Annotated in this window: 22 protein-coding genes and 5 tRNA genes; 20 read left to right on the top strand and 7 right to left on the bottom strand. The window is 55.3% G+C overall.

The genetic code is table 11. The features are described 5' to 3' along the window. Positions 1 to 61: 61 nt before the first annotated feature. From ACMWJS_RS14755 to ACMWJS_RS14740, 4 genes are all read right to left on the bottom strand, one after another. Positions 62 to 1,000 (bottom strand): sugar kinase, encoded by a 939-nt coding sequence (locus ACMWJS_RS14755; RefSeq protein ID WP_126534947.1) that lies wholly within the window; start codon positions 998 to 1,000, stop codon positions 62 to 64. 3 nt (positions 1,001 to 1,003) lie between these two features. Next, on the bottom strand, positions 1,004 to 1,753 hold the full coding sequence (locus ACMWJS_RS14750) for a sugar phosphate isomerase/epimerase family protein (protein ID WP_406915864.1): 750 nt from the start codon (positions 1,751 to 1,753) through the stop codon (positions 1,004 to 1,006). A 103-nt stretch (positions 1,754 to 1,856) separates the two neighbouring features. Continuing rightward, positions 1,857 to 2,873, bottom strand: a complete 1,017-nt coding sequence (locus ACMWJS_RS14745) for a LacI family DNA-binding transcriptional regulator (RefSeq protein WP_414747241.1) — start codon at positions 2,871 to 2,873, stop codon at positions 1,857 to 1,859. 179 nt (positions 2,874 to 3,052) lie between these two features. Next, positions 3,053 to 3,703, bottom strand: coding sequence for an OmpA family lipoprotein (locus ACMWJS_RS14740; RefSeq protein WP_414747240.1), 651 nt, complete (start codon positions 3,701 to 3,703; stop codon positions 3,053 to 3,055). Positions 3,704 to 3,914: 211 nt separating this feature from the next. Here ACMWJS_RS14740 and ACMWJS_RS14735 point away from each other — a divergent pair, with 211 nt between their 5' ends. Next, positions 3,915 to 6,194, top strand: coding sequence for a molybdopterin guanine dinucleotide-containing S/N-oxide reductase (locus ACMWJS_RS14735; protein WP_414747291.1), 2,280 nt, complete (start codon positions 3,915 to 3,917; stop codon positions 6,192 to 6,194). Here the strand turns inward: ACMWJS_RS14735 and ACMWJS_RS14730 are convergent. Together ACMWJS_RS14730 and tag are read right to left on the bottom strand one after the other, a co-directional pair. Continuing rightward, positions 6,157 to 6,603 carry an N-acetyltransferase gene (locus tag ACMWJS_RS14730; RefSeq protein WP_045907860.1) on the bottom strand — a complete coding sequence of 149 codons (447 nt, stop codon included), beginning with the start codon at positions 6,601 to 6,603 and terminating at the stop codon, positions 6,157 to 6,159. The two genes, ACMWJS_RS14735 and ACMWJS_RS14730, sit on opposite strands and share 38 nt — an antisense overlap. After that, positions 6,581 to 7,162, bottom strand: a complete 582-nt coding sequence (tag, locus tag ACMWJS_RS14725) for a DNA-3-methyladenine glycosylase I (RefSeq protein WP_045907859.1) — start codon at positions 7,160 to 7,162, stop codon at positions 6,581 to 6,583. The genes ACMWJS_RS14730 and tag overlap by 23 nt, the downstream gene beginning before the upstream one ends. A gap of 153 nt (positions 7,163 to 7,315) precedes the next feature. On the opposite strand from tag, the gene ACMWJS_RS14720 reads away from it, so the two are divergent. The 9 genes from ACMWJS_RS14720 to dppF all read left to right on the top strand — a co-directional run bounded on the left by ACMWJS_RS14720 (position 7,316) and on the right by dppF (position 17,912). Next, positions 7,316 to 8,014 carry an autotransporter domain-containing protein gene (locus ACMWJS_RS14720; protein ID WP_414747239.1) on the top strand — a complete coding sequence of 233 codons (699 nt, stop codon included), beginning with the start codon at positions 7,316 to 7,318 and terminating at the stop codon, positions 8,012 to 8,014. Positions 8,015 to 8,252: 238 nt separating this feature from the next. Further along, positions 8,253 to 9,455 (top strand): MFS transporter, encoded by a 1,203-nt coding sequence (locus ACMWJS_RS14715; RefSeq protein ID WP_008502767.1) that lies wholly within the window; start codon positions 8,253 to 8,255, stop codon positions 9,453 to 9,455. A gap of 256 nt (positions 9,456 to 9,711) precedes the next feature. After that, on the top strand, positions 9,712 to 11,403 hold the full coding sequence (eptB, locus tag ACMWJS_RS14710; protein WP_045907857.1) for a kdo(2)-lipid A phosphoethanolamine 7''-transferase: 1,692 nt from the start codon (positions 9,712 to 9,714) through the stop codon (positions 11,401 to 11,403). 91 nt (positions 11,404 to 11,494) lie between these two features. Continuing rightward, positions 11,495 to 11,571 (top strand) — tRNA-Pro (locus ACMWJS_RS14705). A gap of 620 nt (positions 11,572 to 12,191) precedes the next feature. Then, positions 12,192 to 13,799, top strand: a complete 1,608-nt coding sequence (gene dppA, locus ACMWJS_RS14700; protein ID WP_045907856.1) for a dipeptide ABC transporter periplasmic-binding protein DppA — start codon at positions 12,192 to 12,194, stop codon at positions 13,797 to 13,799. Between the two features lie 177 nt (positions 13,800 to 13,976). Next, positions 13,977 to 14,996: a dipeptide ABC transporter permease DppB gene (gene dppB, locus ACMWJS_RS14695; RefSeq protein WP_008502770.1), complete on the top strand. Its 1,020-nt coding sequence runs from the start codon at positions 13,977 to 13,979 to the stop codon at positions 14,994 to 14,996. Positions 14,997 to 15,005: 9 nt separating this feature from the next. Then, the gene (dppC, locus tag ACMWJS_RS14690) at positions 15,006 to 15,908 is read left to right on the top strand and encodes a dipeptide ABC transporter permease DppC (protein WP_008502771.1); all 903 of its coding nucleotides are present in this window, start codon (positions 15,006 to 15,008) and stop codon (positions 15,906 to 15,908) included. A gap of 10 nt (positions 15,909 to 15,918) precedes the next feature. Continuing rightward, the gene (dppD, locus tag ACMWJS_RS14685; protein WP_008502772.1) at positions 15,919 to 16,902 is read left to right on the top strand and encodes a dipeptide ABC transporter ATP-binding protein; all 984 of its coding nucleotides are present in this window, start codon (positions 15,919 to 15,921) and stop codon (positions 16,900 to 16,902) included. After that, positions 16,899 to 17,912 carry a dipeptide ABC transporter ATP-binding subunit DppF gene (gene dppF / locus ACMWJS_RS14680; protein ID WP_032644494.1) on the top strand — a complete coding sequence of 338 codons (1,014 nt, stop codon included), beginning with the start codon at positions 16,899 to 16,901 and terminating at the stop codon, positions 17,910 to 17,912. The genes dppD and dppF overlap by 4 nt, the downstream gene beginning before the upstream one ends. Positions 17,913 to 17,955: 43 nt before the next feature. Here the strand turns inward: dppF and coaA are convergent, their stop codons facing one another. Further along, entirely contained in the window at positions 17,956 to 18,906 is a 951-nt protein-coding gene (coaA, locus tag ACMWJS_RS14675) for a type I pantothenate kinase (protein ID WP_021242480.1), read from the bottom strand. Positions 18,907 to 19,223: 317 nt separating this feature from the next. Between coaA and ACMWJS_RS14670 the strand changes: the two genes are divergently transcribed. The 10 genes from ACMWJS_RS14670 to rplJ all read left to right on the top strand — a co-directional run bounded on the left by ACMWJS_RS14670 (position 19,224) and on the right by rplJ (position 24,210). Beyond that, positions 19,224 to 19,299 (top strand) — tRNA-Thr (locus tag ACMWJS_RS14670). Between the two features lie 8 nt (positions 19,300 to 19,307). Continuing rightward, positions 19,308 to 19,392 (top strand) — tRNA-Tyr (locus ACMWJS_RS14665). 117 nt (positions 19,393 to 19,509) lie between these two features. Then, a tRNA-Gly gene (locus ACMWJS_RS14660) sits at positions 19,510 to 19,584 on the top strand. 6 nt (positions 19,585 to 19,590) lie between these two features. Continuing rightward, positions 19,591 to 19,666 (top strand) — tRNA-Thr (locus ACMWJS_RS14655). 118 nt (positions 19,667 to 19,784) lie between these two features. Further along, entirely contained in the window at positions 19,785 to 20,969 is a 1,185-nt protein-coding gene (gene tuf, locus ACMWJS_RS14650) for an elongation factor Tu (protein WP_014830236.1), read from the top strand. A 229-nt stretch (positions 20,970 to 21,198) separates the two neighbouring features. After that, the gene (gene secE, locus ACMWJS_RS14645; RefSeq protein ID WP_003862342.1) at positions 21,199 to 21,582 is read left to right on the top strand and encodes a preprotein translocase subunit SecE; all 384 of its coding nucleotides are present in this window, start codon (positions 21,199 to 21,201) and stop codon (positions 21,580 to 21,582) included. Between the two features lies 1 nt (position 21,583). Next, positions 21,584 to 22,129, top strand: a complete 546-nt coding sequence (gene nusG, locus ACMWJS_RS14640; protein WP_003862341.1) for a transcription termination/antitermination protein NusG — start codon at positions 21,584 to 21,586, stop codon at positions 22,127 to 22,129. Positions 22,130 to 22,284: 155 nt separating this feature from the next. Continuing rightward, positions 22,285 to 22,713 (top strand): 50S ribosomal protein L11, encoded by a 429-nt coding sequence (rplK, locus tag ACMWJS_RS14635; RefSeq protein WP_008503452.1) that lies wholly within the window; start codon positions 22,285 to 22,287, stop codon positions 22,711 to 22,713. A 3-nt stretch (positions 22,714 to 22,716) separates the two neighbouring features. Beyond that, positions 22,717 to 23,421 (top strand): 50S ribosomal protein L1, encoded by a 705-nt coding sequence (gene rplA, locus ACMWJS_RS14630; RefSeq protein WP_006810530.1) that lies wholly within the window; start codon positions 22,717 to 22,719, stop codon positions 23,419 to 23,421. 291 nt (positions 23,422 to 23,712) lie between these two features. Further along, positions 23,713 to 24,210, top strand: coding sequence for a 50S ribosomal protein L10 (rplJ, locus tag ACMWJS_RS14625; protein WP_003862338.1), 498 nt, complete (start codon positions 23,713 to 23,715; stop codon positions 24,208 to 24,210). Positions 24,211 to 24,233 lie beyond the last annotated feature (23 nt).

Genomic DNA, 24,233 nt, shown 5'->3' with positions numbered 1-24,233 from the left:
CTTAATTATTTGGTGCGGCTTGCTGGCCTCACCCTGGCCCTCTCCCTGTGGGAGAGGGAATTTAAACGCCGAGCTGTGCTCGCGTTGGTAATCCTTCGCTGTCGCCCTGCACCTGAATGGCCAGCGAGCCAATCTTGTTGCCTCGCGCGACGGCCTGCGGTAGCGTTTTACCTTCCAGCAGGGCGCTAATCACGCCCACGGCAAAGCCGTCGCCCGCGCCAACGGTGTCGACCACGTTCTCGACCTTCACTGCCGCGACCGCACCCTGTTCACCGTTGGCCGTTTTAAACCATGCGCCATCGGCACCGGTCTTCAGCACCACCGCTTTTACCCCTTTATTCAGGTAGAAGTCAGCAATGCCTTCCGGCGTGCTTTCGCCGGTCAGGATCATCCCTTCTTTCAGGCCTGGCAGAACCCAGTCCGCCCTGAACGCCAGACGGTTCAGTTTCTCCACCATTTCCGCTTCGCTTTTCCACAGCACCGGGCGCAAATTCGGATCGAACGAGATCGTTTTGCCCTGGGCTTTCAGGGTAGCTGCCGCATGATCCAGCAGTTCATACGAGCTGGCAGACAGCGCGGCTGCCACGCCGCTCAGATGAAGATGGCGCGCGGAGGCAAAGTAATCGGCGTGGTAATCCGCGACAGAGAGGTGGCTTGCGGCCGAGCCTTTACGGAAATACTCCACGATGGGATCGGTTCCATTTTCAACCTTGGATTTAAGCTGAAAGCCGGTAGGGAAGCGTCCGTCGAGGGTGACGCCAGCGGCATCAATCCCCTCTTTTTTCAGCGAATCGAGAACGAAATGGCCAAAGCTGTCATCCCCCACGCGGCTGACCCAGCCCACGTTCAGGCCGAGACGCGCCAGGCCGGTCGCGACGTTCAGCTCTGCGCCTGCGACGCGTTTGATAAAGTGCTCCACCGCACTCAGCTCGCCCGTTTCGGTGGCGACAAACATGGCCATGGCTTCACCAATCGTGATGACATCCAGCGTCTTGTGCATGGTTTACTCCTCGCGCAGCAGGTTGACGTAATGGCGGGTAACGGCGGTTAAATCCGACCCTTCCAGCGGGAATTCGATACCGCGCGGGGCATCGGCAGGCAGTTGGCCGAGCAGATCCAGCCAGCGTGCATCGGCGCGGTCCGGTGCGACGGCGCGGAAGTTATCTTTATGCGGCACGGCGGCTTTCACGTGGATATAGCTCACTGCAGGGGCCAGATGACGCGCGGCCTCTTCCGGGGAGTCGCCGACCCACAGCCAGTTCCCCATGTCGAAGGTCAGCGTGACGGGGAGCGCCATTTCCCGACAGGCGGCCTGGAAGCGCTGCATGGGCGCGAGCTGTCCGCAGTCGGTCTGATCGTTCTCCACGACCAGCGCCATACCGCTGGTGTTCAATAGCGTACGCAGGGCGTCGAGCGGTTGCGTGTCGCTGAAATGGCCGAGGGAAACCTTCAGCCACAGGGCGTTCAGGGTGTTGGCTTCAGAGAGATAGTGGGGCAGGTCCGGGTTGAGGGTGCCGCCGGGCATAAACAGGGCGGCGGGTGCGGAGTAGCACGCCAGCAGGCCCAGCAGCTCAATGGATTCGCCCAGCGCAGGCAGCGCCAGCAGCTCTTCGCTGTTGAACAGCTCGCGGCGGATCTCCACGCCGTCTGCCCCCGCGCCAGCAATAACAGGGAGCATCGCCCGTTGACCGCCCGCCTGCCGCACCTGTTCCGCACCGTACGCGGCGGTAACCACCATAATTTTCCTGCCCATCTTCGGACTCCATCGCAACATATCAATACTATTACGCTAGATGGAACCGGTTCCAAAGAAAAGGTCAGGATGTTGAATTTATGATCGCTATCACAAGGGAAATTTAACGCGCGGTAGAGCCACGAACGATCAGTTCACCGGAGAAGACCTGCTCGCGAACGGCATCGCTGGTGCCTTCAATACGACGAACCACTTGTTCAACAGCAGCATAGCCAATCTGCCAGGTGGGTTGTTTGAGGGTGGTAATGCCTACGCCAGCCAGTTCCGCCCACTCCAGTTCATCGAATCCCAGCAGACCAATGTCGCTGCCCCAGTGCAGGCCAATGCGCTTGAGCGAGCGGGCAACCTGCAGGGTCAACGCCCCGTTGGCGGAGATAACGGCTTTTCGCATCCCGCGATGGCGCATGTGGAACTGACGCAGGGTGTTGTCGAGCTGCGCGGCTTCGTGCAGCGGCGTTTCGGCATTTTCGGCGATCACGCCGGGATAACGCTCCAGCGTGGCGCGAAATGCGCTCAGGCGTTCACGACGGGTGTTGACCATCCCCAGCGGTTCACTCAGAAACAGAATGGCCTCGAAGCCCTGTTCAATCAGATGTTCGGTGGCGGTTGTCGCGGCCTGGGTGTTGTCCAGCCCGACCACGTCGCAGGCAAATTCCGGGATTTTACGGTCGATGAGGACCATGGGCAGGGAGGGTTGCTGCAGGCGATTTAATCCTTCTTCACGCATGCCTACCGCGTTGACCACAATCCCTTCCACCTGATAGCTGCGCAGCAGGTCGAGATAATGCAGCTCCTGGTCGACTTCGTTGTTGGTATTACAGACCAGCGGCGTAAAGCCTTTCTCGCGACAGGCGGCTTCGATACCGCTGAGCACGTTCACGGAGTAGGGGTTGGTGATATCGGCGATGATCAGCCCGATAAGGCGGGTGCGGCCGCGTTTGAGCCCGCGCGCCATGAGGCTGGGACGGTAGTCGAGATCGGCAATGGCCTGTTCAATACGCGCCAGCAACGCATCGGACAGCAGGTGTTTCTCGCCGTTAAGATAGCGCGAAATGCTGGTTTTACCGGTTTTGGCGGCTTTCGCCACGTCGCTGATGGTGGCCCGGGCTGGTTTGCTCATCACTGATTTCCCTGAATTTAGTGAGAATACCTTAGCGGGAAAATCGGACGAATCAAGTAATTTGCCCGGTGGTGCTGCGCTTACCGGAGGTTGCGGTCTGATGCCCTCACCCCAACCCTCTCCCACGGGAGAGGGCGCAAACACTAAAAACGGCAACGGGGTTGCCGTTTTGCTTTTACCTACTGAATTGGGCTTAACGTAATCTCTACGCGGCGGTTCTGCGCTTTGCCTTCCGCCGTGCTGTTGCTGGCGATAGGGTTGGCAGGGCCCATGCCGCTGGTGCGGATGCGGTTTGCTTCAACGCCCTGGGTGATGAGTGAGCTTGCCACGGCATCGGCGCGCTGCTGGGACAGACGCATGTTCAGATCCTGGCTGCCGGTGCTGTCGGTGTAGCCCATCACGTTCACCGCGGTCTTATTGTACTCTTTCAGCACCATCGCCACGCCGGTCAGGGTATTCGCGCCAGCCGGTTTCAGCGTTGCGCTGCTGCTGTCGAAGGTCACGTTGTTCGGCATGTTCAGGATGATGTTATCGCCGCTGCGCGTCACGCTCACGCCGGTTCCCTTCATTTTGTCGCGCAGCTTCGCTTCCTGCACGTCCATGTAATAGCCTACGCCGCCGCCCAGCGCTGCGCCAATCAGCGCGCCTTTGCCGCGGTCTTTCTTGGAGGAGGAGAGCGCCCCAACGCCTGCGCCGACCAGCGAGCCGATACCCGCGCCAATGCCGGATTTACCCGCTTCGCGTTCACCGGTGTAAGGGTTGGTTGTGCAGCCAGAAACAGCCAGGGCACCGCTCACCAGAGCGGCAATAACGAGTACGCGTTTTTTCATCTTCTTTCCTTAATCCTTTTTATTCTTTGCCACGGCGAGCGTGGCAGTTGATTATGACGTCCAGATACGGAGAAAATTCCGGGTATAACTCTGAAATTTGTGACAAACCATAAACGGCCTCAACAAGAAGGCCGTAAACCTGCACGCAACCAGGAGCGCACGCTTGAGCACCTCAACGAAAACCATTCTGACCGCCGCCCACTGGGGGCCGATGCTGGTCGAAACCGACGGCGAAAACGTTCTGTCATCTCGCGGAGCATTGCCAACACAACATCCCAACTCTTTACAGACCGTCGTTCGCGATCAGGTGCATAGCAAAACGCGCGTGCGCTGGCCGATGGTGCGTAAAGGTTTTCTGGCCTCGCCGGACAAGCCGCAGGGTATTCGCGGGCAGGATGAGTTTGTTCGCGTGAGCTGGGATGACGCGCTGGCGCTGATCCACACCCAGCACAAGCGCATTCGCGACAGTTACGGTCCGTCGTCGATTTTCGCCGGGTCCTACGGCTGGCGCTCTAACGGGGTGCTGCATAAGGCGTCGACGCTGCTGCAGCGCTATATGAGCCTGGCGGGAGGCTATACCGGTCATCTGGGGGATTACTCCACCGGTGCGGCGCAGGCGATCATGCCGTACGTCGTGGGCGGGAACGAAGTGTATCAGCAGCAGACCAGCTGGCCGCTGGTGCTGGCGCATATCGATGTGGTGGTGCTGTGGAGCGCTAACCCTCTTAACACGTTGAAAATTGCCTGGAATGCCAGCGACGAGCAGGGCATTGGCTATTTCGACGCGCTGCGCAAAAGCGGCAAGCGCATCATCTGCATTGATCCGATGCGTTCTGAAACCCTGGATTTCTTCGGCGACAGCGCCGAGTGGGTTGCCCCGCATATGGGCACCGACGTGGCAATGATGCTGGGTATCGCCCATACGCTGGTGGAAAACGGCTGGCACGATGTCGAATTTCTGACGCGCTGTACCACCGGCTTCGATAAGTTCGCCGACTACCTGACGGGCCAGTCCGATGGCGTGGCGAAAACGGCAGAGTGGGCAGCAGAGATTTGTGGCGTTCCTGCGGATAAACTCCGCGAACTGGCGGCGTTATTCCATAAAAATGCCACGATGTTAATGTCCGGCTGGGGGATGCAGCGCCAGCAGTTTGGCGAGCAGAAACACTGGATGCTGGTGACCCTTGCCGCGATGCTTGGGCAGATCGGTACGCCGGGCGGCGGTTTTGGTCTCTCCTATCATTTTGCCAATGGTGGTAACCCCACGCGTAAAGCGGCGGTGCTGGCGTCTTTGCAGGGCTCAGTGCAGGGCGGCGTGGATGCGGTGGATAAAATCCCGGTGGCGCGTATTGTTGAAGCCCTGGAAAATCCGGGCGGGTTCTATCAGCACAATGGTCTGGACCGCCACTTCCCGGATATTAAATTTGTCTGGTGGGCGGGCGGGTCAAACTTCACGCACCATCAGGATACCAATCGCCTGATCCGCGCCTGGCAGAAGCCGGAGCTGGTGGTGATTTCAGAGTGCTTCTGGACCGCTTCGGCGAAACACGCCGATATCGTCCTCCCGGCGACCACCTCGTTTGAGCGTAACGATCTCACCATGACCGGCGACTACAGCAATCAGCATATGGTCCCGATGAAGCGCGTGGTGGCCCCGCGTGATGAAGCGCGTGACGATTTTGACGTGTTTGCTGAACTGAGCGAACTATGGGAAACGGGCGGTCGCACGCGTTTTACTGAAGGGAAAAGCGATCTGCAATGGCTGGAGACCTTCTACCAGATTGCCGGGCAGCGCGGCGCGGCGCAGGGCGTGACGCTTCCGCCATTTGCTGAGTTCTGGGAGGCGAACCAGATTATTGAAATGCCGGAGAGCGAACAGAACGCGCAGTTTGTTCGTTTCGCTGATTTTCGACGCGATCCGGAGAACCATCCGCTGAAAACCGAGAGCGGAAAGATTGTGATCTACAGTGAGCGCATCGCCAGCTTTGGCTATGCTGACTGCCCGCCCCATCCCACGTGGCTCGAACCGGACGAATGGCACGGCAACGCCCGGCCGGATCAGCTGCAGGTGTTGTCTGCCCATCCCGCGCACCGTCTGCACAGCCAGCTTAACTATACCTCCCTGCGCGAGCAGTATGCGGTCGCCGGACGAGAGCCGATCACGCTGAATACCCTCGACGCGAAAGCGCGCGGGATTGCGGACGGCGACGTGGTGCGCGTCTGGAACTCACGCGGGCAGGTGCTGGCAGGGGCGGTGGTGAGCGACGGGATTAAGCCGGGCGTGATCTGCATTCATCAGGGCGCATGGCCTGACCTTGAGCTCGCCGAAGGCGGTATCTGTAAAAACGGGGCGGTTAACGTACTGACCAAAGATCTCCCCAGCTCTAAGCTGGGGAATGGCTGCGCAGGAAACACGGCGCTGGCCTGGGTCGAGAAATATACGGGCCCCGAGCTTACCTTAACGGCGTTTGATCCGCCTGCCAGCTCATGATCCACGTCGGGTGCTGGGTGTCATCCTGCCAGGCGCTGTCTTCAATGCGAAAGCCCTGCGCATGGTAGAAGTTCACCGCCCGGACATTTTTCTGATACACCTCCAGGGTTAAGTGCGGAAAGCGCTGTTGAACATGGTTCAGCAGCGCGCGCCCGATGCCTTTCCCGATGCATGACGGCGCCACAAACAGGGCGCCGACAAACTGAGACTGCATCACGCTGATAAATCCGCAAGGTTCGCCGTCCTGTTCCCAGACCCAGGTTTCAGCGGAGGGTAGGTAAACATCCCGCACCATGGCCTCATTCTCTTTCCAGTAATTCGGCGCGATAAACGGATGCGCTTCTGTGGTGCTTTCAAGCCACAGGCTCAGAAGCGGCGCGGTATTTTCACTTTGCCATTTGCGGATCATGATGGCCTCCCGGATGACAGAAGCAGCCGGTAACGTGGTCGTTGACCAGGCCACAGGCCTGCATAAAGGCGTAGCAGATGGTGGAGCCGACAAACTTAAAGCCGCGTTTTTTCAGGGCCTTCGAGAGCGCATCCGAGGCTGGGGTGGAGGCCGGGATGTCCGCGAGCGTGGCGGCCTGCGTGACTTGCGGAGTGTTGTTCACAAACGTCCAGACAAAATCTGAAAATGATTCGCCGTTTTGCTCCATCGCCAGATAAGCGCGTGCGTTACCGATGATGGCCTGGATCTTACCGCGATGGCGGATGATGCCGGCATCCTGCACCAGTCGCTCGACGTCCTCATCGGTCATCGCGGCGACGGCGACGGGATCGAACTGATGGAAGGCGTTGCGGTAATTTTCGCGTTTCTTCAGTACCGTAATCCATGACAACCCCGCCTGCTGGCCCTCAAGGCAGATCATCTCAAAGAGCTTTTTGCCATCCGTTTCCGGCACGCCCCATTCCCGATCGTGATAGTCGATATAAAGCTGATCCTGGCTTACCCAACCGCAACGTTCCATCCGTCATCTCCCTTATTGATACTGATTTTGCAAAAAATTCGTTCTGACCGGCTTGACGTGTTTACTATAAAGACAATAGTTAATACAGGGCTATAAGCTCTTCCTGAATAACGACAAATATCGCCGAATTCGGCTCTCTCTGGGGTCGCGTTGATGATGATAAAAAAAATCAGTGGTCGCCATGCTGTGTCTGGCCTGGTGGGAATTTCAGCCTGCCTGTTTTTTTGTAATACAGCGTCTGCCTGGCAACAGGAATATATCGTTTCAGACGGCCAAAATAATACGGCGGAACGCTATACATGGGACGCGGATCACCAACCGCGCTATGAGGATATTCTCGCTGAGCGTATTCAGTCTTCGCAAAACGCCCCGGGTCTTGCCCTGAATATACCGTCTGGCAGTACGGCAGAGGGGGCGATGAGCGTGGGCTGGAATTTTCCCGTTTCAGCGCGCATCACCACTGGCCCGGTGGTGGCGTGGCGTTATGACGGCACGGCTCCCATGATGATCAACGAGTTTGGGGATAGCGCGTCGACACAGTCAGTCACGGACCCGCTCTGGCATGCCAGCATCAGCACGCTGGGGTGGCGCGTGAATACCCAGTACGGCGATCTCCGGCCCTGGGCGCAGATCAGCTATAACCAGCAGTTTGGTGAAAATCAGTGGAAATCGCAGTTTGGTATGCCACAAACGCCCGCCCCTGCTCAAAACGGTAGCTGGATGGATGTCACCGTAGGAACGGATATTCCCTTTAATACCCACATGGCGGCCTATGCGTCGCTGGCTCAGGGGGAGCATACCACTACCGGTGAGGAGTTTTTATACACCCTCGGCGTCAGCGCGAATTTCTAGAGTTGTTACTTTTTTAAACGTTACGATAACATCTCGAATACAACAACCTCAGGGTTTACAGCGATAGCAGGTACTAACACGCTATCGCTTTATTCCCGTGCCAGGTCATTCATTCCCGATTCCAGGCATTTCATTCCGTTCCGCCTGCATTTCATGCCGTTTTACCCCAGGCATATTAAGGTTTTGTTTATCGTTGTCCTCAGCGAACTTCCTTAATTTCTCTTGCAGGACAACTGCCATGAACACATCAACCTATAACCGCACGCGCTGGCTCACGCTCTTTGGTACCATCGTCACTCAGTTTGCGCTGGGGTCGGTCTATACCTGGAGCCTGTTTAACAGCGCGCTTTCCGACAAACTCGGCGCGCCGGTCAGTCAGGTCGCGTTCTCCTTTGGTTTGCTGAGCCTGGGTCTGGCGATTTCATCTTCTGTCGCGGGCAAGCTGCAGGAGCGTTTTGGCGTGAAGCGCGTGACCATGGCGTCCGGCATCCTGCTGGGTCTGGGCTTTTTCCTGACCGCGCATTCCAGCAACCTGATGATGTTGTGGCTAAGCGCTGGCGTGCTGGTGGGGCTGGCGGACGGTGCGGGGTATCTGCTGACGCTGTCAAACTGCGTGAAGTGGTTCCCGGAACGTAAAGGCTTAATCTCGGCGTTTGCCATTGGTTCTTACGGTTTGGGCAGCCTCGGGTTCAAATTTATCGACGCCCATCTGCTGGCGTCCGTCGGTCTCGAAAAAACCTTCATGATCTGGGGCGCTATCGTGCTGGTGATGATTCTGTTCGGCGCCACGCTGATGAAAGATGCGCCGCAGCAGGAAGTGAAATCTGTAAACGGCGTGGTGGAGAACGACTTCACCCTCGCGCAGTCCATGCGTAAGCCACAGTACTGGATGCTGGCGGTGATGTTCCTGACGGCCTGCATGAGCGGTCTGTATGTCATCGGCGTGGCGAAAGATATCGCGCAGGGGATGGTGAAGCTGGATGCAGCCACGGCGGCCAACGCGGTGACCGTGATCTCCATTGCTAACCTCTCGGGTCGTCTGGTCCTCGGTATTCTGTCTGACAAAATTGCCCGCATCCGCGTGATTACGATTGGCCAGGTGGTCTCGCTGGTCGGTATGGCGGCGCTGCTGTTCGCTCCGCTGAATGAAGCCACCTTCTTCGCGGCGATTGCCTGCGTGGCCTTTAACTTCGGCGGCACCATTACCGTCTTCCCGTCACTGGTGAGCGAGTTCTTTGGCCTGAACAATCTGGCGAAAAACTATGGGGTTATCTATCTGGGCTTCGGGATTGGCAGTATCTGCGGCTCGCTGATTGCCTCCCTGTTCGGCGGGTTCTACGTGACCTTCTGCGTGATCTTTGCCTTGCTGATTATCTCGCTGGCACTGTCCACGACGATTCGTCAGCCGCAGCGTGAAGTCTTCAAAGAGGTGCATGCCTGAGACGTTAAATAAGGCCGGTTATCCGGCCTGTTTCTTATGTGAAAACCGAGGCTTTGCTGGCGTTGTCAAATTCCTGAAGTGTTTTTTGTAAATAACTGTACCGATCACACACTCTGCTGCCACTTTTCCCTTCCTCTGTGGTCTACTTACCACGCCTGTCGTCGTTTCACTGAACGATCCCCTGTGCGTATATGTAATCTGCCCACGTAATAATCAGCGTGGGCGGTGGTACTGTCCCTTGTTCCGGGTAGCTTGCATGAAATACATTAAATCGATGGCGCAACAAAAGCTCTGCTTTTTGCTGGCGTTGTACATCGGCCTGTTTATGAATGGCGCAGTTTTTTTTCGTCGGTTTGACGGTTATGCGCATGATTTTACCGTCTGGAAAGGAATTGCAGCGGTTGTCGAATTGGTCGCTGCGGTACTGGTCACCTTCTTTTTATTCCGTATTCTTACCCTGTTTGGCCGTCGCGTGTGGCGAGTGCTGGCAACGTTTATCGTGCTGTGCTCGGCGGGTGCCAGCTATTACATGACCTTTATGAACGTGGTAATTGGCTACGGCATTATTGCCTCGGTGATGACCACGGATATCGACCTCTCTAAAGAGGTTGTAGGGCTCCACTTTATTCTCTGGCTGGTGGCCGTCAGCGCCTTGCCGCTGCTGCTCATCTGGAGCAACCGCTGCCGCTACACGCTGGTTCACCAGATCCGCACGCCCGGAAAGCGATTCAGAAGCGTCGCCGTGGTGTTGCTGGCGGGCCTGATGGTCTGGGGGCCGATTCGCCTGCTGGAAGTGAAGCAGAAGAATGATGAACGTACCTCCGGCGTGGATCTGCCAAGCTATGGCGGTGTGGTCGCCAACTCGTATTTGCCGTCTAACTGGATCTCCGCGCTGGGGCTGTATGCGTGGGCGCAGGTGGATGAATCCTCGGATAATAAGTCGCTGATAAACCCGGCGAAGAAATTTACCTATGTTGCGCCAAAGGATATCGACGATACCTACGTCGTCTTTATTATCGGAGAGACCACGCGCTGGGATCATATGGGCATTCTCGGCTATAACCGAGATACCACGCCGAAACTGGCGCAGGAAAAGAACCTGATTGCCTATCGTGGCTATTCCTGTGATACCGCCACCAAGCTCTCCCTGCGCTGCATGTTTGTGCGCGAAGGCGGGGCGAGTGACAACCCGCAGCGTACGCTAAAAGAGCAAAACGTCTTCTCGGTGCTGCATCAGCTTGGATTTACGTCTGACCTCTATGCGATGCAGAGTGAGATGTGGTTCTACAGCAACACCATGGCGCAAAATATTTCCTACCGCGAGCAGATTGGCGCAGAGGCGCGCAACCGCGGAAAACCTGTCGATGACATGCTGCTGATAGATGAGATGAAACTCTCTCTCAACGGTAAGCCTGATGGTAAGCACATGATCATCCTGCATACCAAAGGGTCGCACTTTAATTACACCCAACGCTATCCGCGTAGCTTTGCCAAATGGACGCCGGAATGTGTCGGGGTGGATAAAGACTGCACCAAGGCTCAGCTGATTAACTCCTACGACAACTCCGTGATGTATGTGGATCACTTTATTGATACGGTAATTGACCAGGTTCGTGATAAGAAAGCGATTGTCTTCTATGCGGCGGACCACGGTGAATCCATCAATGAATACGAGCATCTCCACGGTACGCCACGCAAGATGGCGCCGCCGGAGCAGTTCCGCGTGCCAATGATGGTGTGGATGTCCGACAAGTATCTGGAAGACCCGGAGAAAGCGAAGATGTTTGCTCAGCTGAAGAAAGAGGCGGAGATGAAGGTGCCGCGTCGTCACGTTGAGCTGTATGACACCATCATGGGTTGTCTCGGCTATACCTCACCGGATGGTGGAATTAACGAAAACAACAACTGGTGTAAACTCCCCGATAACAGCGCAAAAGCCGCGCAGTAGCTGCTCTGGCGAGAATATCGCCAGTTGAATGGCTTTTTGAAAATAAGGGATTGACGGGGGCGCACCTCAGCAGTAAGATGCGCTCCGCATTCGGCGAGTAGCGCAGCTTGGTAGCGCAACTGGTTTGGGACCAGTGGGTCGGAGGTTCGAATCCTCTCTCGCCGACCACATTCTGAAAAGGGCTAACCGCAAGGTTAGCCCTTTTTGCATTATGACCTTACCCCACCAGAGTATCCAAAATGCCTGTTAGACCGGCTTCTCCCTGTCTGTTAACGATTTTGTGACATAATCCATTGTATTTTTTTATATATAGATTGATCTTTTTTCGCGTTGCTTATGGATAACCTCAGCATTTTTCGCTGTGCGTTTTAACGTTCGCGGTATTTAGTGCTCAGATAATCACCATTCTGCAAGAAAATTTACCCATTCTGAATAAAAGTTAATCACTGATTGTGGCGAAATAGGGAGAGAGTTGTGCTGCAACATGGCGAGTAGCATAAATTTCCCTGCTGAAAACTGGCGCTCATGGTTTTTTTAATCTTTGTTTGCGGTTTCTCACACTCAGCGTAAATCCCCGTCACCTGTATTGACGTTTTCACATTCTGTTGACAGATTGTAGGGCATGAGGGGCATTTCAGGGACGATCTGCGCTGCAACTCAAACGCTCTTCTGAAAGGATTCTCCATCCCTTTAACGCCTTCGGGCACCTCCGACCGGACCGGGTAAAAAATAAATAAAGGTCTGGCGGCGTAACACAACAAAGCAAAACATCACATTGGAGCAGAATAATGAGTATTTCCTTGAAGAAGTCAGGGATGCTGAAGCTTGGTCTGAGCCTGGTGGCTATGACCGTGGCAGCAAGCGTACAGGCAAAAACCCTGGTTTACTGTTCTGAAGGCTCGCCGGAAGGCTTTAACCCACAGCTCTTTACCTCTGGTACGACGTACGACGCAAGCTCTGTACCGATCTATAACCGTCTGGTTGAATTCAAAACCGGTACCACGGAAGTGATTCCGGGTCTGGCTGAGAAGTGGGACGTCAGCGAAGACGGTAAAACCTATACCTTCCACCTGCGCCAGGGCGTGAAGTGGCAGGACAGCAAAGATTTCAAACCAACGCGCGACTTTAATGCCGACGACGTTGTGTTCTCCTTCGACCGTCAGAAAAACGCCCAGAACCCATACCACAAAGTCTCTGGCGGCAGCTATGAATACTTCGAAGGGATGGGCCTGCCGGATCTGATCTCTGAAGTGAAAAAAGTGGACGATAATACCGTTCAGTTCGTGCTGACGCGTCCTGAAGCGCCGTTCCTGGCAGACCTGGCCATGGACTTCGCCTCTATTCTGTCCAAAGAGTACGCGGATAACATGCTGAAAGCCGGTACGCCGGAGAAAGTCGACCTGAACCCAATCGGTACCGGTCCATTCCAGCTGCTGCAGTACCAGAAAGACTCCCGTATTCTGTATAAAGCGTTCGAAGGCTACTGGGGCACCAAGCCGAAGATTGACCGTCTGGTCTTCTCCATCACGCCTGATGCGTCCGTACGTTATGCAAAACTGCAGAAAAACGAATGCCAGGTGATGCCATACCCGAACCCGGCAGACATCGCCCGCATGAAGCAGGACAAGAACATCAACCTGCTGGAGCAGGCTGGCCTGAACGTGGGCTATCTCTCCTTCAACACCGAGAAGAAACCGTTTGATGACGTGAAAGTGCGTCAGGCGCTGACCTACGCGGTGAACAAAGAAGCGATTATCAAGGCGGTTTACCAGGGCGCTGGCGTTGCAGCCAAAAACCTGATCCCACCAACCATGTGGGGCTATAACGACGACGTTAAAGACTACTCCTACGATCCTGAGAAAGCGAAAGCGCTGCTGAAAGAAGCGGGCCAGGATAAAGGCTTCACCGTCGAGCTGTGGGCGATGCCGGTACAGCGTCCGTACAACCCGAACGCACGCCGTATGGCAGAAATGGTTCAGGCTGACTGGGCTAAGATTGGCGTTCAGGCCAAGATTGTGACCTACGAGTGGGGCGAGTACCTGAAGCGCGCCAAAGCGGGTGAGCACCAGGCAGTCATGATGGGCTGGACCGGTGATAACGGGGATCCGGACAACTTCTTCGCCACCCTGTTCAGCTGCGCGGCGGCAAAAGACGGTTCTAACTACTCTCGCTGGTGCTACAAGCCGTTTGAAGACCTGATCCAGCCGGCGCGTGCGACCGACGATCACAACAAACGTATTGAACTGTACAAGCAGGCACAGGTTGTTATGCACGATCAGGCTCCGGCGCTGATTGTGGCTCACTCCACCGTGTACGAGCCAGTGCGTAAAGAAGTGAAAGGCTACGTGGTTGATCCACTGGGCAAACACCACTTCGAAAACGTATCGGTTGAATAATTAAAAGCAACGCCAGGCGGCGCTGCGCTTGCACTGGCCTACGGTCTGTAGGTCGGGTAAGCGTAGCGCCACCCGGCAGCAGTGCTTAATTCTTTCTCTGAAAGGAGAGGGGATAAGATTTGTGAGCAATACAGACGTCACGCCACTGGTCGTGCGTCATCAGAGAGAATCCGGGTTATGTTGCAGTTCATCCTCCGACGTCTGGGACTTGTTATCCCCACGTTTATCGGTATCACCCTTCTCACTTTTGCCTTCGTCCATATGATCCCCGGCGACCCGGTAATGATTATGGCGGGCGAGCGTGGTATTTCCCCTGAGCGCCATGCACAACTGCTGGCTGAACTCGGCCTCGATAAGCCGATGTGGCAGCAGTATCTCCACTATATCTGGGGCGTGCTGCACGGTGATTTAGGGATTTCGTTGAAAAGCCGTCTTCCGGTGTGGGACGAGTTCGTGCCGCGTTTTAAAGCGACACTGGAGCTTGGCGTCTGCGCCATGATTTTCGCCACCGCGGTGGGTATTCCTGTCGGGGTACTGGCTGCCGTCAAGCGTGGCTCTATTTTTGACCATACCGCCGTGGGTCTGGCGCTGACCGGCTACTCCATGCCTATCTTCTGGTGGGGCATGATGCTGATCATGCTGGTCTCGGTGCAGCTTAACCTGACACCAGTTTCCGGGCGCGTCAGCGATATGGTCTTCCTGGACGACTCCAACCCGCTCACCGGCTTTATGCTGATTGATACGGCTATCTGGGGTGAAGAGGGCAACTTCATGGATGCCGTCGCGCATATGATCCTGCCTGCCATGGTGCTGGGCACCATTCCTCTGGCGGTGATCGTCCGTATGACCCGTTCATCGATGCTGGAAGTGCTGGGTGAGGATTACATCCGCACCGCCCGCGCCAAGGGCCTGACGCGTATGCGCGTCATTATCGTCCATGCGCTGCGTAACGCCATGCTGCCGGTAGTGACCGTTATCGGTCTCCAGGTGGGGACGTTGCTGGCGGGGGCGATCCTGACCGAAACCATCTTCTCCTGGCCGGGCCTGGGCCGCTGGCTGATTGACGCGCTGCAGCGCCGTGACTATCCGGTTGTGCAGGGCGGTGTTCTGCTGGTCGCGACGATGATTATCCTCGTCAACCTGCTGGTCGATTTGCTGTACGGCGTGGTGAACCCGCGTATTCGTCATAAGAAGTAAGGGGCCATCATGTCACAGGTTTCTGAAAACAAAGTTGTTGCTGCACCGGTTCCGATGACGCCGATGCAGGAGTTCTGGCACTACTTCAAGCGCAACAAAGGCGCGGTGGTGGGGCTGGTGTATGTCGCTATCATGATCCTGATTGCGGTGTTCGCAAACGTGCTGGCGCCGTATAACCCGGCGGATCAGTTCCGCGATGCGCTGCTCGCCCCGCCTGCCTGGCAGGACGGCGGTAGCCTGGCGCACCTGCTGGGGACCGATGATGTGGGCCGCGATGTGCTGTCGCGTCTGATGTACGGTGCGCGCCTGTCGCTGCTGGTCGGCTGTCTGGTGGTGGTGTTATCCCTGATTATGGGGATCGTACTGGGTCTGGTTGCCGGTTACTTCGGCGGCATTGTTGATAACATCATCATGCGTATCGTCGACATCATGCTGGCGCTGCCAAGCCTGCTGCTGGCGCTGGTGCTGGTGGCGATCTTCGGGCCGTCGATCGGTAACGCCGCCCTGGCGCTGACGTTCGTGGCGCTTCCTCACTACGTGCGTTTAACCCGCGCGGCGGTGCTGGTGGAAGTGAACCGCGACTACGTCACGGCGTCTCGCGTAGCGGGGGCCGGTGCGATGCGCCAGATGTTTGTCAATATCTTCCCGAACTGCCTTGCGCCGCTGATTGTTCAGGCGTCGCTCGGTTTCTCTAACGCCATTCTTGATATGGCCGCTCTTGGCTTCCTGGGCATGGGTGCGCAGCCGCCAACACCGGAGTGGGGCACCATGCTCTCCGACGTGTTGCAGTTCGCACAAAGCGCCTGGTGGGTTGTCACCTTCCCGGGTCTGGCAATCCTGCTGACGGTGCTGGCATTTAACCTGATGGGTGATGGCCTGCGTGATGCGCTTGATCCCAAACTGAAGCAGTAAGAGGCACGAGATGGCGTTATTAAATGTAGATAAATTATCGGTGCACTTCGGCGATGAAGGCACCCCGTTTCGCGCCGTGGACCGCATCAGCTACAGCGTCAATCAGGGCGAAGTGGTGGGTATCGTTGGGGAGTCCGGTTCCGGTAAGTCCGTCAGCTCGCTGGCGATCATGGGGCTGATTGATTACCCGGGCCGCGTGATGGCGGAAAACCTGCAGTTCAACGGTCAGGACCTGAAGCGCATTTCTGAAAAACAGCGCCGCCAGCTGGTGGGCGCGGAAGTGGCGATGATTTTCCAGGATCCGATGACCAGCCTGAACCCGTGTTACACCGTCGGTTTCCAGATTATGGAAGCGATTAAGGTGCACCAGGGCGGGAATAAGAAAACCCGTCGTCAGCGGGCGATCGATCTGCTGAATCAGGTGGGTATTCCTGACCCGGCTTCGCGTCTGGACGTTTACCCGCATCAGCTTTCCGGCGGGATGAGCCAGCGCGTGATGATCGCCATGGCGATTGCCTGTCGGCCAAAGCTGCTGATTGCGGATGAACCGACGACGGCGCTGGATGTGACCATTCAGGCACAAATCATCGAGCTGCTGCTGGAGCTGCAGCAGAAAGAGAATATGGCGCTGGTGCTGATTACGCACGATCTGGCGCTGGTGGCCGAAGCCGCGCACAAAATCATCGTGATGTATGCCGGCCAGGTGGTCGAGACCGGAAATTCGCACGATATCTTCCGCGCGCCGCGTCACCCGTATACCCAGGCGCTTTTACGCGCGCTGCCGGAGTTTGCTCAGGATAAAGCGCGTCTGGCATCGCTGCCGGGTGTGGTGCCGGGTAAATATGACCGTCCGCAGGGCTGTCTGCTCAATCCGCGCTGTCCGTATGCGACGGACAAATGCCGGGCGGAAGAGCCAGAGCTGAACCAGCTGGCTGACGGTCGTCAGTCGAAATGCCACTACCCACTCGATGATGCCGGGAGGCCAACACTATGAGTACGCAACAGGCCACCACGCAACAGCCGCTGTTGCAGGCCATCGACCTGAAAAAATATTACCCGGTGAAGAAGGGACTGTTTGCCCCTGAACGCCTGGTGAAAGCGCTGGATGGCGTCTCCTTTAACCTCGAACGCGGTAAAACGCTGGCGGTGGTGGGAGAGTCAGGCTGCGGGAAATCGACGCTGGGCCGTCTGCTGACGATGATTGAAGTGCCGACCGGCGGTGAGCTCTATTATCAGGGCCAGGATCTGCTCAAGCACGATCCGCAGGCGCAGAAGCTGCGTCGCCAGAAAATCCAGATTGTGTTCCAGAACCCGTATGGTTCTTTGAACCCGCGTAAAAAAGTGGGGCAGATTCTGGAGGAACCGCTGCTGATTAACAGCAATCTGAGCAAAGAGCAGCGCCGTGAAAAAGCGCTGGCGATGATGGCGAAGGTCGGCCTCAAAACCGAGCATTACGACCGCTATCCGCACATGTTCTCCGGCGGCCAGCGTCAGCGTATCGCCATCGCGCGCGGTCTGATGCTTGACCCGGACGTGGTGATTGCCGACGAGCCGGTGTCGGCGCTCGACGTCTCCGTGCGTGCGCAGGTGCTGAACCTGATGATGGATCTGCAGCAGGAGCTGGGACTCTCTTACGTGTTCATCTCCCACGACCTGTCGGTGGTGGAGCATATTGCCGATGAAGTGATGGTGATGTACCTGGGGCGCTGCGTGGAGAAGGGGACCAAAGACCAGATCTTTAATAACCCTCGCCACCCGTACACCCAGGCGCTGCTGTCCGCGACGCCGCGTCTGAACCCGGACGATCGTCGTGAGCGTATTAAGCTGACGGGAGAGCTGCCAAGCCCGCTGAATCCGCCGCCGGGATGTGCATTCAACGCCCGCTGCAGCCGCCGCTTTGGCCCCTGCACCCAGCTACAGCCGCAGCTGAAGGATTATGGCGGCCAGCTGGTGGCCTGCTTCGCGGTCGATCAGGATGAAAATGGCGAGAAGCCACACGCATAATGAAAAAAACCGGCGCTAAGCCGGTTTTTTTATGTCTGCTTTATTATTTCCGCAGGCGAATCTGGTCGACGGCGTGCTTCTCGCTCTTGGTGAGGATCAGGCTCGCACGCTCGCGCGTCGGCAGGATGTTCTCTTTGAGGTTCACGTAGTTGATCTCATTCCACAGCCCCGTCGCCACATTGATCGCTTCTTCTTCAGAAAGCTGAGCATAGTGGTGGAAATAGGAGTCCGGATCGGTGAACGCCCCTTCGCGGAACTTCAGGAAGCGGTTGATGTACCAGTTCTGCAGCAGGTCTTCCGGCGCATCGACGTAAATAGAGAAATCGACGAAATCCGAGACAAAGACGTGATGCGGGTCGTGAGGATAGTCCATGCCGCTTTGCAGCACGTTCAGACCTTCCAGAATGAGAATATCCGGCTGGACCACCGTTTTATCCCCACCCGGGATGCGATCGTAGATCAGGTGCGAATAGACCGGCGCTGTTACGTGAGGCACGCCGGATTTCAGGTCGGAGACAAATTTCACCAGACGGTGCATATCATAAGAGAGCGGGAAGCCTTTCTTCTTCATCAGCCCGCGTTCTTTTAAGACTTCGTTTGGATGCAGGAAGCCGTCGGTCGTGATCAGCTCCACGCTGCGGTGTTCCGGCCAGCGGCTCAACAGCGCCTGCAAAACGCGTGCGGTGGTACTTTTACCCACGGCCACGCTGCCTGCGATACTAATGATATAAGGAATGCGTTGACCGTTCGTCCCGAGAAACTGCTCCAGCACCGCCTGACGACGCAGGTTCGAGCTGATATAGAAGTTAAGCAAGCGAGAGAGGGGGAGATAAATTTCTGCCACCTCTTCAAGGGACAGATCTTCGTTTATCCCTTTTAACCGTGCGATTTCACCTTCCGTCAGCGTCATAGGGACGGAATCACGCAGGGCAGCCCACTGGCTGCGGTTAAAGTGAAGATAAGGCGTCATTAACGTTTGCTCTTTTTTGCTCATAAGCATGCTTCAGTGAGCCAGCGCTATACTGCCGGATCGTGGCTCATCACACAGTTAATTTTGGACAATGGGCAGGAGGTTAACACCAGATGGCAGGAATAATAAGAAAAAAGATGGATAGCGCTGCGTTACGCGGAAGCCGTCACGCTATGGTGTATATAGTGTAAATCACGCGTGCATGTTGATTATTTGACCCGCAATGACTACTTTTACAGCGCTTAGCGCTTCGTTCGCATAAAATGTGAGCGAAAGAACGTTTTATGCAAATTTTTAGTTGCATGACCGCGCAGGTATCCATAGAATGCGCGCTACTTGATGCCGACTTAGCTCAGTAGGTAGAGCAACTGACTTGTAATCAGTAGGTCACCAGTTCGATTCCGGTAGTCGGCACCATCAAGTCCGGTGGGGTTCCCGAGCGGCCAAAGGGAGCAGACTGTAAATCTGCCGTCACAGACTTCGAAGGTTCGAATCCTTCCCCCACCACCACTTTCTGGCAGCGTAAATGCCGCCGGAGCTGGTTGGAAAAATTAGCCAGCTCAAACTGAAAAAGAGAGAAATCTCTTTTTTTGTTACAGAAAGAACTGGGTAGCCGAGTTTCAGGATGCGGGCATCGTATAATGGCTATTACCTCAGCCTTCCAAGCTGATGATGCGGGTTCGATTCCCGCTGCCCGCTCCAATACGTGCTGATATGGCTCAGTTGGTAGAGCGCACCCTTGGTAAGGGTGAGGTCCCCAGTTCGACTCTGGGTATCAGCACCACTTCACTTCTCCTTCCCGTTTCTCTCTGTTTCAATTTTACTGTATTCAACAATTCAGGCATTTCGCCTGGTTGATGTGGTGATATCACCGATTTATCCGTGTCTTAGAGGGACAATCGATGTCTAAAGAAAAGTTTGAACGTACAAAACCGCACGTTAACGTCGGTACTATCGGCCACGTTGACCATGGTAAAACAACGCTGACCGCTGCAATCACTACCGTTCTGGCAAAAACCTACGGTGGTTCTGCTCGTGCATTCGACCAGATCGATAACGCACCAGAAGAAAAAGCTCGTGGTATCACCATCAACACCTCTCACGTTGAGTACGACACCCCGACTCGCCACTACGCACACGTAGACTGCCCAGGCCACGCCGACTATGTTAAAAACATGATCACCGGTGCTGCGCAGATGGACGGCGCGATCCTGGTTGTTGCTGCGACTGACGGCCCAATGCCTCAGACTCGTGAGCACATCCTGCTGGGTCGTCAGGTAGGCGTTCCTTACATCATCGTGTTCCTGAACAAGTGCGACATGGTTGATGACGAAGAGCTGCTGGAACTGGTAGAGATGGAAGTTCGTGAACTGCTGTCTCAGTACGATTTCCCAGGCGACGATACCCCAATCGTTCGTGGTTCTGCTCTGAAAGCGCTGGAAGGCGACGCAGAGTGGGAAGCGAAAATCATCGAACTGGCTGGCTTCCTGGATTCTTACATCCCAGAACCAGAGCGTGCGATTGACAAGCCATTCCTGCTGCCAATCGAAGACGTATTCTCCATCTCCGGTCGTGGTACCGTTGTTACCGGTCGTGTAGAGCGCGGTATCATCAAAGTTGGTGAAGAAGTTGAAATCGTTGGTATCAAAGAGACTGCGAAGTCTACCTGTACTGGCGTTGAAATGTTCCGCAAACTGCTGGACGAAGGCCGTGCTGGTGAGAACGTTGGTGTTCTGCTGCGTGGGATCAAACGTGAAGAAATCGAACGTGGTCAGGTTCTGGCTAAGCCAGGCTCAATCAAGCCACACACCAAGTTCGAATCTGAAGTGTACATCCTGTCCAAAGACGAAGGCGGCCGTCATACTCCGTTCTTCAAAGGCTACCGTCCACAGTTCTACTTCCGTACTACTGACGTGACCGGTACCATCGAACTGCCAGAAGGCGTTGAGATGGTAATGCCAGGCGACAACATCAAGATGGTTGTGACGCTGATCCACCCAATCGCGATGGACGACGGTCTGCGTTTCGCAATCCGTGAAGGTGGCCGTACCGTTGGCGCGGGCGTGGTTGCTAAAGTTCTCGGCTAATTGCTGATAACATTTGACGCAATGCGCAATAAAAGGGCATCATTTGATGCCCTTTTTGCACGCTTTCACGTCAGAACCTGGCTCATCAGTGATTATTTTTGTCATAATCATTGCTGAGACAGGCTCTGCAGAGAGCGTATAATTCGAAAAGCGAATTAGCATTTCGATTTGGTTTGCCTCGCAATCGCGGGGTGAAAATGTTTGTAGAATACTTCTGACAGGTTGGTTTATGAGTGCGAATACCGAAGCTCAAGGGAGCGGGCGCGGCCTGGAAGCGATGAAATGGGTAGTAGTAGCCGTTCTGCTGATCGTAGCGATTGTCGGCAACTACCTTTATCGTGACATGATGCTGCCGCTACGCGCGCTTGCAGTGGTAATTCTGATTGCTGCAGCGGGTGGTGTCGCGCTGTTGACGACGAAAGGCAAAGCGACTGTCGCTTTTGCTCGCGAAGCGCGTACCGAAGTCCGTAAGGTAATTTGGCCGACTCGCCAGGAAACATTGCACACCACGCTGATCGTAGCGGCGGTTACCGCTGTAATGTCACTGATCCTGTGGGGACTGGATGGTATTCTGGTTCGCCTGGTATCCTTTATCACTGGCCTGAGGTTCTGAGATGTCTGAAGCCCCTAAAAAGCGCTGGTACGTCGTTCAGGCGTTTTCCGGTTTTGAAGGCCGCGTAGCAACGTCGCTGCGTGAGCATATCAAATTACACAACATGGAAGAGTTATTTGGCGAAGTTATGGTTCCGACCGAAGAAGTGGTCGAGATCCGTGGCGGCCAGCGTCGCAAAAGCGAACGCAAATTCTTCCCGGGTTACGTGCTGGTTCAGATGGTGATGAACGACGCGAGCTGGCACCTGGTGCGCAGCGTACCGCGCGTGATGGGCTTTATCGGCGGCACGTCTGACCGTCCGGCGCCAATCAGCGACAAAGAAGTGGATGCGATTATGAACCGCCTGCAGCAGGTTGGTGATAAGCCGCGTCCGAAAACGCTGTTTGAACCGGGTGAAATGGTGCGTGTTAATGACGGTCCGTTTGCTGACTTTAACGGCGTCGTTGAAGAAGTGGACTACGAGAAGTCCCGCCTGAAAGTTTCTGTATCTATCTTCGGTCGTGCGACCCCGGTAGAACTGGACTTTGCTCAGGTCGAAAAAGCCTAAGCAGCGATCAAAAAAGCGACGATTTAATCGTTGCACAGGGCGCGAGATTGGAATACAATTTCGCGCCTTTTGTTTTTATGGGCCCGGCCCGTAAAACGAATTTTATTCACGGGGAGCCTCACTGAGGCGCTATTACCCAATCAGAGGATTTTAGAATGGCTAAGAAAGTACAAGCCTACGTCAAGCTGCAGGTTGCAGCTGGTATGGCGAACCCAAGTCCACCAGTTGGTCCAGCTCTGGGTCAGCAGGGTGTGAACATCATGGAATTCTGTAAAGCGTTCAACGCAAAAACTGAATCCCTGGAAAAAGGTCTGCCAATCCCAGTCGTAATCACTGTTTACGCTGACCGTTCTTTCACTTTCGTTACCAAAACCCCTCCAGCAGCAGTTCTGCTGAAGAAAGCGGCTGGTATCAAGTCTGGTTCCGGTAAACCGAACAAAGACAAAGTGGGTAAAATTTCCCGCGCTCAGCTGCAGGAAATCGCGCAGACCAAAGCTGCCGACATGACTGGTGCCGACATTGAAGCGATGACTCGCTCAATCGAAGGTACTGCACGTTCCATGGGCCTGGTAGTGGAGGACTAAGAAATGGCTAAACTGACCAAGCGCATGTCCGTGATCCGTGACAAAGTTGATGCGACCAAACAGTACGACATCAACGAAGCTATCGCTCTGCTGAAAGAACTGGCAACTGCTAAGTTCGTTGAAAGCGTTGACGTTGCCGTTAACCTGGGCATCGACGCGCGTAAATCTGATCAGAACGTTCGTGGCGCAACTGTACTGCCACACGGTACTGGCCGTTCCGTTCGTGTAGCTGTATTTGCTCAGGGTGCAAACGCTGAAGCTGCTAAAGCTGCCGGCGCTGAACTGGTAGGTATGGAAGATCTGGCTGATCAGATCAAGAAAGGCGAAATGAACTTTGACGTTGTTATTGCTTCTCCAGATGCAATGCGCGTTGTTGGCCAGCTGGGCCAGGTTCTGGGTCCACGCGGCCTGATGCCAAACCCGAAAGTGGGTACTGTAACGCCTAACGTTGCTGAAGCGGTTAAGAACGCTAAAGCAGGTCAGGTTCGTTATCGTAACGACAAAAACGGCATCATCCACACCACCATCGGTAAAGTGGACTTTGACGCTGACAAACTGAAAGAAAACCTGGAAGCTCTGCTGGTTGCGCTGAAAAAAGCAAAACCAACTCAGGCGAAAGGCGTGTACATCAAGAAAGTTAGCATCTCCACCACCATGGGTGCAGGTGTTGCAGTTGACCAGGCTGGCCTGAGCGCTGCTGCAAACTAATGCCTTTACGTGGGCGGTGATTTTGTCTACAATCTTACCCCCACGTTTGCTAACAAAAGTTAGCGGCTAAAAGATTTGTTCGTTGGAGCCTGGCCTAATCCAGGCCTCCGTCGAAGACCGCAGGTGTTTCGCAAGAGACTTAATCCCCTGCGTAGACGGTGACAGAACGCTAAGATTATTTTTGGATACTCTGGCTTGTTTCTGCTCACCGTATTAAGACGCTCTTTCCGTTGGGAAGAGTGAAGTGAGTTCCGGAACATGAGTTCCGGCAAACATCCAGGAGCAAAGCTAATGGCTTTAAATCTTCAAGACAAACAAGCGATTGTTGCTGAAGTCAGCGAAGTAGCCAAAGGCGCGCTGTCTGCAGTAGTTGCGGATTCCCGTGGCGTTACTGTAGACAAAATGACTGAACTGCGTAAAGCAGGTCGTGAAGCTGGCGTATACATGCGTGTTGTTCGTAACACCCTGCTGCGCCGCGTAGTTGAAGGTACTCAGTTCGAGTGCCTGAAAGACACGTTTGTTGGTCCGACCCTGATTGCATACTCTATGGAACACCCGGGCGCTGCTGCTCGTCTGTTCAAAGAGTTCGCGAAAGCGAATGCAAAATTTGAGGTCAAAGCTGCAGCCTTTGAAGGTGAGTTGATCCCGGCATCGCAAATCGATCGCCTGGCAACCCTGCCGACCTACGAAGAAGCAATTGCACGCCTGATGGCAACCATGAAAGAAGCTGCGGCTGGCAAACTGGTTCGCACTCTGGCTGCTGTACGCGATGCGAAAGAAGCTGCTTAATCGCAGTTATCTTTATAAAGCAT

Source organism: Enterobacter sp. HK-058-C-ECC, from assembly GCF_047531125.1.
Taxonomy (GTDB): domain Bacteria; phylum Pseudomonadota; class Gammaproteobacteria; order Enterobacterales; family Enterobacteriaceae; genus Enterobacter; species Enterobacter quasiroggenkampii.
This window is presented reverse-complemented; position numbering and strand designations above follow the sequence as displayed.